Raw genomic sequence first — 15,375 nt, forward strand, 5'->3', positions numbered from 1 at the left:
AGCGGCGATTGGTTAAACTTGGGCGAAGCACCAAACTAATCGCCGCGTAGTTTTGGTGTCCCAGCGAGCCTGCGAGTGCCTTGATGCGTTTGTTATGTGCCTTTAAATGACTTCATTGCTTCAATCAGATCTTTGATTTTATGTTGTGATAGTCCCTTACCTTTAAACTTTATACCTTCAACGTCCAGCTCAAACTCTTGTCCTTTGTATGGCTTAGTATCAAAGTTAAGCGCAATGATGATTATAAACCCAACAAAAATGACCAGTAGACCTAAAGAGCCAGTCTCTAAAGATCCTTCTATAAAGGCTGATTTAACATTGATCTTCCCATCCACTGACATATCTTTAGCACACATGACAACCCCACTGATAATGAGAACCAGAGCGGAGATCATCGATAAACTTCTTGTGTGTATTTTATTTTTAAAAAAATCTTTCAAAAGAGACTCCATGTAGGCACATAACACTTTGTTAAGGGGCTGGCGCCATGCGCCAGTCCCACGGAGCCAGCCGAGGCTGGCGGAGTAAACTTGAGCAACAGGTTATGTGGGCTAATGATTTGCAACAACTTTGCCCCAATCACCGTTCAAAACTTCATCGATAAATTCCTGAGCACTACCTTCCGTTTCAATGTTGAAACACGAATAACCATAACCAAGGCTGGCAATTTCAGTGCCGTAAGTAGCAAATTTATGACCATCACTGTCAATCAACATACCTTGGGTGGCTCCGTAACCGCGAATCAAACATGTAAACGTTTCAAAACCGTGAGATAGAGACAATTGAAAAGGGCTGACTATATCGATACTTGGATGCTCAATTAATTGGCGAAGCAGAGTTGTCATAGTTTACCCACATAACGCCGCAAGCAGCGGCGAGCGTTAGCGAGTCCAGCACCGAAGGTGCGATGCTGACTTGCCTTGTTAAGTGTTTGGTTCTGCATTTACTTGAACCCCTTTACCCGCATATATCCAACCACTAATACCAACCTGACTAACCTTAACTGCCATAAAGTCTTTACCATACCGAATTCGTTGAACGGGATAACTTTTGTTAACTTCGGTTTCAAATACAACTTTGCAGTCCAACGTATGCTGATAACCACATTCCCAGTCGCTATAAGCGGCAACAGACTCAGTGACTTTTACAGAATTACTTTGGTCATTTAATAAATCAGCTAACCATATACCTAAGACTATTAAGAAAACTGTGACTGCTACGCCGATGCTTGATTTCATAGTGACACTTAACGCCGCGTACAACGGCAGTTTTTAAGTCGTAGTTTTGTGGGTTACTTTTGCGCAGCAAAACCACAAAACCGCGACTTAAAAACTGTCCAGCGCACGAAGTGCGCGGGTTGCTACGCTTTGTTAGCCAACTTTATATTTGGCAGGCTTTAATAATTTAAAAATACAAAACTATGAATTCCACAATTCGCTTTTGGGTAGAAACTGCTTTAATACTGCTAGCGAACTGACGTCGATGTTCCAACGATGAAACGTTTGCAATAAACCTCCAACCGTTTTTTCTTCTATAGGAAGCTTCAACTCAAGATAAAGAGAAGTTCCTTTTCCCACAATTTTAGAATATTGAGGAAGATCATATATGGCTTGAAAAAAACGATCTTCATCCTCTTCAGACGAAAACCAAGGCCCTTCGAAAACAATTTCCATATCTCTACTCATACTGGCTAACATTTTATTCGTGCGCATGCGCGTTTACCTCGTTGGACCAGTGAAAACGCGCACGGTTAACTATCTGTATGCAAAGAACTTATCAGCTTTCGGCCAAATACACCATCTGGAAAAACGCGCATGCGCGTTTTCCAAACCTATTAACTAAAATTCAGTTACTATATCCACCTGATTTTATAGAGTTTTATTTATTTCGGATGGAATTAGTACGCACTGATTTTGTCTAAAAATCATACCAAAACACCTAAATTTAAATACGACTGTATACCCATACATTGTTAGTCGCTTTACGTTAGGTCCAAACATTAGGTAAATGGATGAGATTTTGTATGGCAACAAGAGTAGGAGTTTTCTATTGAGCCAACGAACCGAAACAAGGAATGGGGCATTAGCTTTTTAGCCAGATGAACAATTCGATGGTCGTAAAGATTGCCATTGTTGCAACAGTGACCTTCTAAAACATGGATGTTTTAGTAGAGCCCTCATGGAAGAGTTCATGGCGTGTCACTGGGGAAGCAATGGCAATTAATAGCAGTGTTAAGGTTCGTTAGAGTATTTCTAATCTTGAAATAATTTGAGTCTTTAATATTCAGAATCATGCTTTATAACTTCTGCACTTAACAGCATAAGTGTAGAGGCTGGAATGGTTCGCTCTGCTTTAGCGCCTTTCTTTGGTGATATAAGAAAGGCGCTTTGTGTTTTTACTGTTTACGCTTTCTTCTGCGCCACGCGTAAGCGCCGAGTAGGGCGGCGATGATGGCAAAGCTAACGGCCACGGGCTTTTTCAGTTTGTGGTAAATCGCATTCCACTCGGCGATTTGGTTGGCTTTTTGCCGTTCGACGGCGCGGTCAAAGTCTGGAGTTTCACACTGAGTACCAAAATTCTCCGCCCAAGGCACGAAGGGGCCGTTGGCGACGTATTTTTTATAGTAGCGTTGGGCGAGTTCATCATCGCGATATAACACCCAACCTGTGGCTTGGCACAATAGCGCCGCATAGGCTTGGCTGTTGTGGGGGACTAAGTCGGCGGCCTTGCTTGCTAGTTCGGCGGCTTGGTAGCGATAGTGGAAACGTTTGTCGGGAATCGCTTGGCTGGCGCTGATGCGTTGCTGCTCTTTATCGCTGAGCTTATCCGCTGCATACCAATCCCTTAAGTCGAACATCCCAGCATAAATCGAATAATCCGGTGCTAATTCAAAGCCTAAGATTTCCATGCCTTGATGACGCGCGAGTTCGGCGGCAGACCAATAGGCGCGGGCGCTCTCAATGCCCTTGCTATTCTTGGCTGTGGTCAGTGCCTTGCCATACTCCTGCACGTTGGCATTAAGTGTGGGATTACTGAAATAAGCTGGAGCCTCGGCAATTGCGCCTTCACGCAGTAAGCGACGACCCAGTAAGTAACGTAGGCGATTGTTGAGTGGCTCGACACTGTCGTACCAATCGCTGTCTTTGGGATACTCGAAGTTCATTACCGGCACATGCTCGTCGATAAACAGCTTAAGCTCGGCGGTGGTGAGCACGCGCTCGGCCACATAGGCAATATCCTGCCAATACTCATCACCACTGGCGAACAGTTGGCTTAGGGCATCGACATATTCGCCCCGTTCAAGGGATAGCACGCCCTGCTCGGCGCGAATACGGCAATAGGTGGCTTGCTCGGCATCGGCTTCAATGGCCTGCTGCTGGGCATCCTGTTGGCTGCCTGTTGCGGCAGTAGCGTTCATATCCGTTGGAAAATGGCGCACCGCTTCGGCATAGGCTTTGGCGGCTTGGGCTTGATCGCCCTTTTGCATCATTAATTTTGCCGTGAGCCACCAAGTCAGGCCGCTGGGTTTTGCGAGGGCAATGAGGCGTTCGGCACTGGCATAGTCGCCCAATTGATAGTAAATCGCGGCTAACTTATCGCCTTGGCTCAGCATCAGGCCGTCGGTTGGGAAGACGGTCAGCGTTTTAGCGACCTGTTGACCCATTTCTGTAAGCTGTCCATCAAAGGCTAAGTCATTGGCGCTGCTCTGCCAGTAGGCGATAAGCAACTGCTGCACACTTTGTTGCTGCAATAAGGGCTTAATTTCAGTGATATCTTTTGCCATTAAGGTGCGGCTTAACATCAACAGCGAATCATAACCGCTGCTGTCGCCCTCGGCCGATTGAGTGGCATAAAGCTCGATAATCTTATCCAGCGTCGCGGGATTTAAGGCCACATCAATTTTTGGCGGCTCATATTCCCCACGAGCCACTTGGATTTGAGCTTGGCCTTGATGCAGCAGAATATAAGCCTGTTCGCCAAGGCCGGCTAAGCTCAAGCGTAGCGGATCGGCGGCGCCTTGGGTCACCTCAGTTTGTAGCTGCTGCAAGTAAGCATTAGCTTGGACAAAGTGACTATTATCGCTCGCGGTTTTGCTCTTAATCAGCTCGATACGAGACAAGCTATACAGCGCCCATAGGCTGCGACCCGCGCGTTCAGTCTCGGGGAGGGCGATGACTTTTTTAAAGTAATCGCTGGCTTTATCGTACTCTTTGGCATCAAACGCCATGGCGCCAAGGCTGTACCAGGTTAAGGCAGGCGCTAAGCTCTCTTTTAACTGCGCGGCCAGCTGTTCGGCCTCTGCAAAGCTTTGCGCATCACGCAGACTATTGACCAGCGCGAGCTGCGCCTCGGATAACTCGCTGTTTTCATAGGCGCGAGTCTGGGATAGATAGCGACTATGCACCTCATTCCAGAGATATTCCTGCGCCGCTGGCTCATCTTGAAATTGCCAAGCTAACGGCTTAGCAAGCCCATTTATTTGCTGGCTAAAGCTGGTTTGCGGTAAATAGCTTAAGTTGTATTGCCTGTCTTGGGTTAATTGCAGCGGAAAGTCTGGGCCGCAGGCTAATAGCGCAGGGGAGAAGAGACTTAAGCCAATCAGGCTGGTTTGTTTGAATTTGGTTTTCCAGCGAGGGAGAGGATTCGCTGGCAATGAATGTGGCTTATGGCGCATAAATTCCCTGTAAATGTAATGACTCACAACGTGCCCAGCCTATGACTCTGCGTCCGTTTGGGCTTAGCTCGACCGCTGAGATTAAATTCGGCGCAAACTGCGAGGAGGCCGGTGCGGCTGCGCGCTCCGTTGAGGTGGCTTGCGGTAACTGCCACACTAATGTTCCTTGGGTTAATTTAGCTTGATAACCGTTTTGCGCATCATACCCGCTGCACGCCTGCGCCGCTAGGGACAACTGGTTCGGTAACTTGCCCGCAAGATTGCCCTTATTGACTAACACCAATTGAAATAAACGGCTTCCCGGCGCCTCATGTTGGGCCGAATCGGTATTGGCTTGGTTTAAGATTTCTAGCTCAATGTGCGGGGCGAGTGGTTGCTGCTGGGCGACTGCAATCAGGGTCGAGAGTGGCCAAACCCGTTTATCCCCTTCTAGGGGTAATCGAAACCAAATCATCCCCTTAAGCCTTGGGTCAGCAAAGGTGTGCAGTTTTTTAACGAAGGACTGCAACACCTGTGGATCGGCCATCAGCTCTTGGCGAGCAACATGCTGCGAAGATGCGGTATCTGCCAATGGCATTCGCATCGGTACTTCACTCTCCACCCGATAACCCGATGTCGTGCTATACACCGCCGAGCCGTAGGACGGCAGGGCGATGAGATAGGGCACCTTGGCTAAGCGTGACAGCTGCTCGACCCAATGCCAACCTTGGGTGGCGTCGAACAGCCCTAAACGCGGATCGCTGACACTGTGAATTTGCAGTACCAGCTCATCGATATTGTCAAACAACGGCGGAAACTCTGGGCTGCTCAACCAAGCGGGCAATGAGGTAATGCTGAGTTTTAGCGTGTGGGGTAGTTGGCTTTTTAACTCGCGCAAAAAAGCGTTATAGGCCGCGAGTTTACTGCTGGCGCTATCGTGATCGATTTCAATTCCCGCAAGATTGGTGCCCTTTGTTTGCCAGTCTTGAACGAGTGCGAGGATTTTTTGGATGACTTCGCGATTATTTAGGCGTGTCATTTGACCATCTAATCTTATCACCGCCACTTTAGGGCGAGGATCGGCCTGTAACCAGGCATGGTTGACCTGCACTTCAAACCAGATATCCGCGCCATTGGGTTTAGGGTGGGCTTGCAATGCCAGAATGCGCACGCCATTAAACGCGCTTTGACTTTCGACCAAGGCGCTTTGATTGGCATCGCGCCATTGCCGCTGCCACACATACACCTCTTGGGTTAATTCACGCGGGGCGGTGGTGGCTGTTTTGATACTCGATGTATCTTGATTCGCAGGCTGACAGGCACTAAGGAAAACTAAGCCAAAGGATAACGTCAGTAGCTGGGATAACCTGAGCAAAAGGGAAAGGGGGCGATGTATCGCTTTCAAGGATTTTGAGCGCTTGGGCTCAAAGTGCTTAGACTGAAAGCGCCTAGAGTGAAAGCGACTAGACTGAAAGCGCTTAGAGTGAAAGAGAGTGGAATAACGACTGCGTAAATCCATGGGATAAGTGTAAAAGCCTAGCGTGGGGCATGCCAAATAGAGGACTACTATGCCTCAAAACCACCTTGGATTGCATCAGGCTTTTGCATTAGACGCGAAATCAATTTGACTGAATAAGAGATGGCGGTTAACTCGGTTTAAATGCCTTAAAAACGCGCCCAGCAACAGGGCTGGGCGCGGTGATTGTGGGCGACAAGTCGTTAAGCATTCAAGCCTAGAAAATCACTTTTACCTTAGATGCACTATCCAGCGCTTTATTGACTGCGCTTTCGATATCTTTATCGCGGGCGAGGGCAACCCCTAAACGGCGGCGACCATCGATTTCAGGCTTAGCGAATAATCTGAGCTGAGTATTTTCCGCCGCCAAGGCATCGGCAAGACCTTGATAGCGAATGTTTTTCGATTTGCCTTCCACCAATACAACCGCCGAGGCGCTGGGGCCATGTTGGTGGATATTCGGAATAGGTAGACCAAGAATCGCCCTGACATGCAGTGCAAACTCGGATAAATCTTGGCTAATTAAGGTGACTAAACCGGTATCGTGCGGACGAGGCGAGACTTCAGAAAAGTACACATCGCTCCCCTTCACAAACAGCTCGACCCCAAATAAGCCGTAACCGCCGAGGGCTTCCACCACTTTGCTGGCGATTGCTTGGGATTTTGCTAGCACGTCGGCCGACATGGCTTGAGGTTGCCATGACTCGCGGTAGTCGCCGTCTTCTTGTCTATGGCCAATTGGCGCGCAGAAGTGGATGCCATTCACTGCGCTAATGGTCAGCAGGGTAATTTCGTAATCGAAGGGGATAAAGCCTTCGACAATCACACGACCACCGCCCGCGCGGCCGCCTTCTTGGGCGTATTGCCAGGCTTTGGCGCTTTGGGATACATCACGGATAACACTTTGGCCCTTGCCCGATGAACTCATCACGGGTTTGACCACACAGGGCACGCCAATCTTGCCAATGGCTTGATTAAACTCGGTTTCAGTGTCGCAGAAGAAATAGGGCGAGGTCGGTAGACCTAAGGTTTCGGCGGCGAGGCGACGAATGCCTTCCCTGTCCATGGTCAGCTGAGTCGCGCGCGCTGTCGGCACCACATTGAGGCCTTCGGCTTCCATCTCAACTAAGGTTTGAGTGGCGATAGCTTCAATTTCGGGGATCACTAAGTGGGGCTTTTCTAGCTCGATAATGGCGCGAAGCGCTTTAGCATCGAGCATATTGATCACATGGGAGCGATGGGCAATTTGCATGGCAGGGGCATTGGGATAACGATCGACGCCAATCACTTCAACACCTAAGCGTTGTAGCTCGATGGCGACTTCTTTACCTAGCTCACCGCAGCCAAGCAACATGGCGCGTCGAGCGCCCTCTGTGTAGGGAGTTCCTATCATGGTGTGGGTACCTTTTTATATTGGGATAATTGACGCCTTTGGACGTTCTTGGGCCATAGTCTACCCCGATTGGCGCTAAAGCATGAGACTGAAATTAACAACTGTGTTTTCGATCAAGCTATTTAAGGGGGATTAGGGCGTGTTGACGTTTCGAGATTAGATTTTGTTCGTTCTGGCAAGCACGTGCTCGCGAAACGAGGAATGATGTGTAGTTACTCTACTCAAATAACGAGCGGCTCTTATGACAGAAAGTAAGAGCAAGGGCTTGCCAGACGAACCCTTCGGGCAGCATTTGGCTGGCTTTTCTGCCGCGTTATCGTCCGTTTATGTAGAATAACTACACTGCACGGACTTTACCTTGCATAAAAGCCTGCCACATTGCTGCAAAAATAACCCTGAAACGTCAACACGCCCTAGTGCTTGGGCATAGTAAAAATCCTGTTTGTGGCGGTGTTTTATGTTAACTTTTCGTTTCATAACTGATTATGGAAACCTAAGATGCAAGACATTCGTGATTTGACCGCCGTACTACGCTCTAAAACACCTATCGTAGTGATTGAAACCTATGAGGAATACCGTGTTGTAGACATGCTTAAGCGGGTGGCGAATGTGCTCTATCAGCCCTTATTTACTTGGAGTATTACCCAAGGGCTGACGCGGGTCGATAAACCCATGGCGGCGCAGAAATTTAATACTGAACCAAGCGATATCCTTGGGCAGATTAAATCGACGACCCAGCAGGGCATCTATGTGCTCTGTGATTTTCATCCCTTTGTGGTTGATGCGCCAAAGAATGTCCGTTTGCTTAAAGAAATCGCCCTCGAATACGATGCGCTGCAACATACGTTGGTGCTAGTGAGCCATGCCTTTGAGATCCCGCCCGAAATTAAGCGTTATTGCGCCTATTTTCAGCTTACCCTGCCGAGTACCTCCCAGCTTGAGAACTTGATTTACCTTGAAGTGGATAAAGTACGCGGCCAAGGCATGCCGCTTACTGTGGATGATAAAGCCGTGGTCAAACTGGCGGAAAACCTGCGCGGTGTAACCTTAGATGATGCCAGACGATTGATCCATAAAGCGATTGTGGATGATGGCGCCATTACCCATTCGGATGTGGACCTTATCAATAAAGCCAAATTCCAATTACTCGATCTCAACGGTGTGCTGCAATTTGAATACGACACCAGTGATTTTTCGCAGATTGCTGGATTACATAATCTCAAAAAATGGTTAAAGCAGCGCGCGCCAGTGACGCAGGTAACCACTGATGCCAAGGCTACTGTACAACCCGATGCGCCCAAGGGCGTGTTATTACTCGGGGTGCAGGGCAGCGGTAAGAGCCTTGCGGCCAAGGCAGTAGCGGGTGTGTGGCAACGGCCTTTGCTCAGACTCGATATGGGCGCCTTATATAACAAATACATAGGCGAAACCGAAAAGAATCTGCGTAATGCTCTCGAGCTGGCCGATATGATGTCGCCCTGTATCCTTTGGATTGATGAAATAGAGAAAGGCTTAAGCGGCAGTAGCAGTGATGAGGGCACTTCGACCCGCATTCTTGGCACACTGTTAACTTGGATGGCAGAGCGTAAGTCTGAGGTCTTTGTGGTCGCCACCGCTAACGATATTCAAGCCCTGCCGCCTGAGCTGATGCGTAAGGGGCGAATGGATGAAATCTTCTTTGTCGATTTACCCGACGAGGCCATACGTCAGGCGATTTTCCTGATCCATTGCCAGCGCCGTGGTATTGATGTGACTCGGCTCGACCTTGCGCAGTTATCGCGCCACAGCCAAGGGTTTTCTGGAGCTGAAATCGAGCAAGCCGTTATCGCCGCCATGTACAGCGCCCGCAGTTTAGCGCGAACGCTCGACCAAGACATGTTGCTGGAAGAGCTGACCAAAACTAAGCCTTTATCCATAGTGATGGGCGATAAGATTAATGCCCTAAGACAATGGGCCGCGGGGCGCACAGTCAATGCCCATGAGTAGCAACTTATTTCGCTATCACTGATCGCATTCTGGTGGCATATGGACGGCGTATGGGGCGGCTGAGCCTTTTCCACCATAAAGCGGCTTTAGATTTTAGTGTTGGCTTTGGGTTGGGGAAAGTTGGATATCATCACAGTTGGTGTTAACTTGCTGGTCGATATTGATTATTTTTCAGTTTTAATGGCAAGTTTTTAGCATGAGTAATATTCGCCGTTTGAGCCGTACAGCATGATAAGCAGGGAAGAGATGAGTTTCGAGCAAGAGTTTACAGAAAAAGTCGGTGGTTACTTAGACAATCTCACCGATGAGTTACAGCCCATTCTTAAGCAACTGATTGAGCATGATTATCCCCAAGAGGTTGCCACGCTGGCGTTTGAAGTCTTTGCCGATAGCTTTTCATCCCAATTTCCGGTGCGAGTATTTTTTATTGATATCGATGGCAAGGCCGCATATCCGTCCCCAGTCAATCCAAATTTGCTCGACATAGACCATGTCTATCCCGATGAGTTTGAAGAGGAATATATCGAAAAGGATGAGGACCTTGACCCTTGGCATATCGCGACAAGCGCGCTTATCGAATGGTTCTCTCAGTGTTGGATTGCCGCAGGCGGCCAAAACTTTAAGCTAAAGGCCAATATCGCCCCCCACGACAGCCACTATGAGTTCAATTTAGTCGACAGTCTATGGCAAGAACGATGCTAACTCTTTTGAAATAAAAAACCTTTTAAATTAAACGTTTGGGCGGTTGTATTCTTGGGCTGATACTCAGGGTGAACTGTCATATCGTATCCAACCTTGGTTTAAACGCCTCAACATCGGGTGTTACCCCATAAAAACCTAAGCTGGCATGACCTTCCCGCAAATCTAGTGCTTAAGTAACGCTTTGCTCACTCACGCTAGCGCCTTCTCGATACAAGATTTAAAGGCCTAGACGTTAAAGCGTTCCTTTCCCGCTGTTTGCTGCATTTGGCAAATAATTCACTTCTTCGTCAAGACATCTGGGCGTACGCGACTTGTCGTTAGTGACAGTCTTCCTTCGATGCCATTTGTTTCATCGGAACAAACAATTGTGTTTTTGATCAAGCTACTTAGATGGATTTGTTGCGAATTTGTCATTCTGGTGTAGATCTATATTGTGTCGCCAATTGAACGACACGGCGGGACAAAGCACGATTTTGGTATGGGTGGTTTTACCGAAATTAAGATCGGGAAGGGAGTGGGAGCTGAGCATGTTTTTGGACTATTTTGCCTTAGGCATTTTGTTTTTTGTCATTGTGGTGATTTTTTATGGCGTGATTGCGATTCACGACATCCCCTATGAAATTGCGAAAAAGCGCAATCATCCCCAGCAGGATGCATTGCATATCGCGGGTTGGGTCAGTTTGTTTACCTTGCATGCCCTTTGGCCGTTTCTGTGGATTTGGGCGACCTTGTACCGAGAGGATAGGGGATGGGGCTTTAGCACTGTAATGAAGCGCGAGCAGGCGTTGGAGGAGGATGTTAAAGCGTTAAGGGAAACCGTATTGGCCTTGCAGGCAAAGCTTGAGCAGCTCGAATCGCCAGCCGCGCCAGCGGTAAACAAGCCAATGGATGCGATAACAACAGAAGCTAGCGTGACAGAAACTAGCCAAAAAGCCGAGGTGTAACATGGATTTACTACTGATATTGACTTATGCCTCGCTCTGCATTGTGATCTTTAAAGTCTTTAAGATCCCGATGAACAAATGGACAGTGCCGACCGCAGTACTCGGGGGCGTGATCCTCATCGGTGCGCTGTTACTTATCATGAACTACAACCACCCCTATTCGCGTTTTGCGCGGGAATACTATGTCACTATCCCGATTACGCCTGCGGTAAAAGGATTGGTCATTTCGGTGGAAGCTAAGCCTAATACGCCGATGAAACAAGGGGATGTGTTATTCCGTATCGATCCTGCGCCCTTTGAAGCCGTGGTAAAACGCAAACGAGCCGCACTGTTAGCGGCGGAGCAGGAAGTGCCACAACTTGCGGCAGCTTGGGAATCAGCCAAGGCGAATGTGGCCAGAGTGGCTGCGGACAGGGAACGTAATAAATCAGCCTATGACCGTTATGAGCAAGGGCACCGCAAAGGTGGGGCGAACTCTCCCTTTACAGCACTGGAATTAGATAACAGACGCCAACTGTTTTTAGCCTCAGAGGCTCAGCTAACGGCTGCGCAGGCCGAAGAGTTACGTGCACGTCTTGCCTATGAGTCCAATGTGGATGGGGTCAATTCTAAGGTGGCGGGTCTTCAGGGAGATCTTGAAAGCGCGCTCTATAATCTCGAGCAAACCGTCGTGCGGGCACCCGCCGATGGTATTGTAACTCAAATGGCGCTGCGCCCAGGTGCAATGGCGGTGCCTTTACCTTTACGGCCAGTGATGAGTTTTATCCCCGACGAGCAGCGTTATTTTGCTGGCGCATTCTGGCAAAACTCCTTGCTGCGATTACAGGAAGGGGATGAGGCGGAAGTGGTATTAGATGCGGCGCCTGGACAAGTGTTCAAGGGCAAAGTCGCTAAGGTACTCCCCGCGATGGCCGAAGGCGAGATCCAGATGAATGGTACGCTGCAATCGTCCAATCAGCTATTCCAAACAGGGCGGGTTATCGTGTTAATCGATATTGAAGACGATGCGATACGCCGCCAATTCCCGGCGGGTGTTGCAGGACAAGTGGCTGTGTACACTGAACATTTCCATCATGTCGCCGTGATGCGTAAAGTGCTGCTGCGGATGCAGGGCTGGTTAAACTACTTGTTCTTCGATGGGCACTAGCGGAGTTTTACGCTAACGACTTTGCTTGGATCTGGTTTTAAGCTGTCCAAGAGTGAATAAAAAAGCGCTGACAAGACTGTCAGCGCTTTTTTGTTATATGCAGTAAGTGAATGCTGGCTGCGATTAAATATCGAAGGCCAAGCTGCCCGGCGGCAGGAAGGGCCAGCTTTGACGAATAGGCGAGCCATCACTTTGTTCTCCAAAGAAATAAGCCGTTCTTGGGGTGGCGTAGACCACACTGCCTTTTTGCAGTCCTAATTCTTGCAGATGGTGGTGGGTAAAGGTGGCTTCCCACAGTTCTTCACTCTGCCAGCCGATAGGCGCCAGCTCGACGCGTACTTCTGCGCCCACCGGTGTTATCGCCACTATGGTAAAGGGAATATGGGCTTGGCTGTTGGGTTTATCCGCTAGTGCCAGCTCATGGCTACGCACATAGAGCGCGCCGTTTTGTTGCAGTGGCGCTTGTTCTGGTGGCACTAAGAAGGCGTCACCATTAGTCCAACGATTCTGTTGCCAGCTCGCTTCAAACCGATTGACGTTACCTAAGAAATCAAACACAAAGCGGCTGTTGGGTTGGGCATACAACTCAATGGGCGTATTGACCTGCTCAATATGGCCGTTGCTCATCACCACCACTCTATCGGAAAGCTCTAAGGCTTCGTCTTGATCGTGAGTCACAAACACGCTAGTGAATTTCAGCTCATCGTGAAGGCTGCGCAACCAGCGGCGCAGTTCTTTACGCACCTTGGCATCGAGGGCGCCAAAGGGTTCGTCGAGTAACAGTACTTCGGGCTGAGTCGCTAAGGCGCGGGCCAAGGCGATACGCTGTTTTTGTCCGCCCGAAAGCTGCTCAGGGTAGCGCTGGGCTAAATGGCCCAGTTGCACCATTTCGAGTAAATGGCTGACGCGCTTTTGGATTTCGGCCTTAGACGGGCGCTGATTTTTCGGAATGACTTCGAGTCCAAAGGCGACGTTGTCGGCGACCGTCATATGGCGGAACAGGGCGTAGTTTTGAAACACAAACCCCACTCTGCGGTCACGCACATGCACTTGAGTCACATCACGATTACCGAAATGGATTTGGCCGCTATCTGCGCCTTCAAGGCCGGCAATAATCCGCAATAGGGTGGTTTTACCTGAGCCGGAAGGGCCGAGAAGACCTATCATCTCGCCTTCTTGAATATCCAGATTGAGCGGCGAGAGCGCCTGAAATTGGCCAAATTTTTTGGAAATATTAGTTAAACGAATACTCATAATGATTGGCTCTGCTCTTGGTTGTCATTGGCGGATAAGCTGCGTTGTTGGCGCCACTCTACTAAGGCTTTTAGCAGTAAGGTACATAGGGCGATTAAGGCAAGCAGTGACGCACTCGCGAAGGCGGCTTCGGCCTGATAATCTTCGTAAAGTAATTGCACATGCAAAGGTAAGGTGTTGGTTTCACCACGGATATTGCCAGATACTACGGCAACGGCACCAAACTCACCTACGGCTCTGGCGTTGGTGAGGATCACCCCATAAATCAGTGCCCACTTGATATTGGGCAGAGTCACGCGGCGAAACAGTTGCCACCATGAAGCACCAAGAATGACTGCGGCTTCTTCCTCCGATGCGCCCTGTTGCTGCATCAAGGGGATTAATTCTCGGGCAACAAAGGGGCAGGTCACGAAAATGGTGACTAACAGAATCCCCGGCCAGGCAAACATGATCTGTAAATCGTGCTCAAATAGCCAAGCGCCGAGCCAGCCACTGTTGCCGTAAAGCAGTAGATAGAGCAAGCCTGCGACCACGGGTGATACGGCAAAGGGAATATCAATCAAGGTGATGAGTAACTTACGCCCCGGAAACTCAAAGCGCGTTACGCTCCAGGCGAGCAGTACCCCAAACACTAAGTTAATCGGCACGGTTAGCGCTGCGACCATCAGGGTCAGCCCGATGGCGTGGAGTGAGTCGGGTTGGCTCAGATGCTCGATATAACGCTCCCAACCACCGACGAAGGCCTGCTGGAAAATACTGGCTAAGGGCAGTAGCAACAACACCATGGCCAAGAACACGGCTAGGGTGATTAGGCTCCATTTGATGAGGGGCGCTTCACCGACTCTTAACGGTTTAAATGAGTTCATGGTGGCTCCTTATCGGCCGTGAATGCGGCGTAAATAACGCGCCTGCCACAGGTTAATTAGCAGCAGCAGTAACAGCGAGGTTAGCAGTACAACGGAGGCAATGGCGCTGGCGCCGGCAAAATCAAATTCCTGTAGGCGAACAAAAATCATCAGGGAGGTGATTTCACTGATGTAGGGCATATTGCCTGCGATAAAGATCACCGCACCAAACTCACCCAGACTGCGGGTAAAAGACAGCGCAGTGCCAACCACTAAGGCTGGCCAGAGGGAAGGTAAAATCACCCGCCAAAACACGGCACCATCGGTTGCGCCTAAGGTCATGCCGGCTTCTTCTTCATCGTGGGATAACTCTTCCAGTACGGGCTGGACGGTTCGCACCACGAAGGGAATGCTGGTGAAGATCATCGCAACCACAATTCCCAATGGCGTGTAGGCCACTTTGATACCGATTTCGGCTAATAGGCTACCAATCTGGCCATTCTCGGCGTACAGGGTTGCTAAGGTGATACCCGCGACGGCGGTGGGTAAGGCAAAGGGTAAATCGACTAAGGCATCGAGGATGCGCTTACCCGGAAACTCATAACGCACCAACACCCAGGCGAGTAACAGGCCAAAAAGACAGTTAAACAGGGAGGCGGCCAGTGCAGATAAAATAGTGACTTTATAACTTGCCAGCACGCGGGGATCGGCAATCACGCCCCAATATTCTGCCCAGCTCATCTGGCTGGTTTGCATAATCAGGCCTGTGGTGGGGAGTAAGAGAATCAAGCTGACAAACAGCAAAGACACACCTAGGCTGATACTAAACCCCGGCAAAACCCGCTTGTGGCGTAAGCGCCCATTATTAAATATCACTGAATAACCACCCGATAAGGTTAATGGAGTTAATCCAATATTATTATGCCATTAGCAC

Annotated in this window: 14 protein-coding genes; 4 read left to right on the forward strand and 10 right to left on the reverse strand. The window is 49.3% G+C overall.

Annotated features, from left to right (window positions below):
- Positions 1–92: 92 nt before the first annotated feature.
- From CF168_RS04790 to purT, 7 genes are all read right to left on the reverse strand, one after another.
- Positions 93–440 carry a hypothetical protein gene (locus CF168_RS04790; RefSeq protein WP_089067155.1) on the reverse strand — a complete coding sequence of 116 codons (348 nt, stop codon included), beginning with the start codon at positions 438–440 and terminating at the stop codon, positions 93–95.
- A 111-nt stretch (positions 441–551) separates the two neighbouring features.
- Entirely contained in the window at positions 552–845 is a 294-nt protein-coding gene (locus tag CF168_RS04795; RefSeq protein ID WP_089067156.1) for a hypothetical protein, read from the reverse strand.
- 78 nt (positions 846–923) lie between these two features.
- Complete coding sequence (locus CF168_RS04800) at positions 924–1,238, reverse strand: hypothetical protein (protein ID WP_089067157.1); 315 nt, start codon at positions 1,236–1,238, stop codon at positions 924–926.
- 180 nt (positions 1,239–1,418) lie between these two features.
- Positions 1,419–1,712 carry a hypothetical protein gene (locus CF168_RS04805; RefSeq protein ID WP_089067158.1) on the reverse strand — a complete coding sequence of 98 codons (294 nt, stop codon included), beginning with the start codon at positions 1,710–1,712 and terminating at the stop codon, positions 1,419–1,421.
- Positions 1,713–2,395: 683 nt separating this feature from the next.
- Complete coding sequence (locus CF168_RS04810) at positions 2,396–4,675, reverse strand: tetratricopeptide repeat protein (protein WP_089067159.1); 2,280 nt, start codon at positions 4,673–4,675, stop codon at positions 2,396–2,398.
- Entirely contained in the window at positions 4,665–6,173 is a 1,509-nt protein-coding gene (locus tag CF168_RS04815) for a DUF3142 domain-containing protein (RefSeq protein WP_089067160.1), read from the reverse strand. Before CF168_RS04815 ends, CF168_RS04810 begins: the two co-directional genes overlap by 11 nt.
- Before the next feature lie 214 nt (positions 6,174–6,387).
- Positions 6,388–7,563 (reverse strand): formate-dependent phosphoribosylglycinamide formyltransferase, encoded by a 1,176-nt coding sequence (gene purT, locus CF168_RS04820; protein ID WP_011623765.1) that lies wholly within the window; start codon positions 7,561–7,563, stop codon positions 6,388–6,390.
- A gap of 498 nt (positions 7,564–8,061) precedes the next feature.
- On the opposite strand from purT, the gene CF168_RS04825 reads away from it, so the two are divergent.
- From CF168_RS04825 to CF168_RS04840, 4 genes are all read left to right on the forward strand, one after another.
- The gene (locus CF168_RS04825) at positions 8,062–9,549 is read left to right on the forward strand and encodes an AAA family ATPase (RefSeq protein WP_089067161.1); all 1,488 of its coding nucleotides are present in this window, start codon (positions 8,062–8,064) and stop codon (positions 9,547–9,549) included.
- 246 nt (positions 9,550–9,795) lie between these two features.
- Positions 9,796–10,251 carry a hypothetical protein gene (locus tag CF168_RS04830; protein WP_089067162.1) on the forward strand — a complete coding sequence of 152 codons (456 nt, stop codon included), beginning with the start codon at positions 9,796–9,798 and terminating at the stop codon, positions 10,249–10,251.
- Positions 10,252–10,778: 527 nt separating this feature from the next.
- Positions 10,779–11,195 carry a DUF3302 domain-containing protein gene (locus CF168_RS04835; protein WP_089067163.1) on the forward strand — a complete coding sequence of 139 codons (417 nt, stop codon included), beginning with the start codon at positions 10,779–10,781 and terminating at the stop codon, positions 11,193–11,195.
- Position 11,196: 1 nt separating this feature from the next.
- Positions 11,197–12,342, forward strand: coding sequence for an HlyD family secretion protein (locus CF168_RS04840; protein WP_089067164.1), 1,146 nt, complete (start codon positions 11,197–11,199; stop codon positions 12,340–12,342).
- 123 nt (positions 12,343–12,465) lie between these two features.
- Here the strand turns inward: CF168_RS04840 and CF168_RS04845 are convergent, their stop codons facing one another.
- From CF168_RS04845 to cysT, 3 genes are read right to left on the reverse strand one after another with little or no spacing between them, the layout of a single operon-like run.
- Complete coding sequence (locus CF168_RS04845) at positions 12,466–13,596, reverse strand: sulfate/molybdate ABC transporter ATP-binding protein (RefSeq protein WP_089067165.1); 1,131 nt, start codon at positions 13,594–13,596, stop codon at positions 12,466–12,468.
- Positions 13,593–14,462, reverse strand: coding sequence for a sulfate ABC transporter permease subunit CysW (gene cysW, locus CF168_RS04850; protein ID WP_089067166.1), 870 nt, complete (start codon positions 14,460–14,462; stop codon positions 13,593–13,595). The genes CF168_RS04845 and cysW overlap by 4 nt, the downstream gene beginning before the upstream one ends.
- 9 nt (positions 14,463–14,471) lie before the next feature.
- The gene (gene cysT, locus CF168_RS04855) at positions 14,472–15,317 is read right to left on the reverse strand and encodes a sulfate/thiosulfate ABC transporter permease CysT (RefSeq protein WP_088210373.1); all 846 of its coding nucleotides are present in this window, start codon (positions 15,315–15,317) and stop codon (positions 14,472–14,474) included.
- Between the last annotated feature and the right edge of the window lie 58 nt (positions 15,318–15,375).

It is taken from the genome of Shewanella bicestrii (assembly GCF_002216875.1).
Classification (GTDB): Bacteria; Pseudomonadota; Gammaproteobacteria; order Enterobacterales; family Shewanellaceae; genus Shewanella; species Shewanella seohaensis.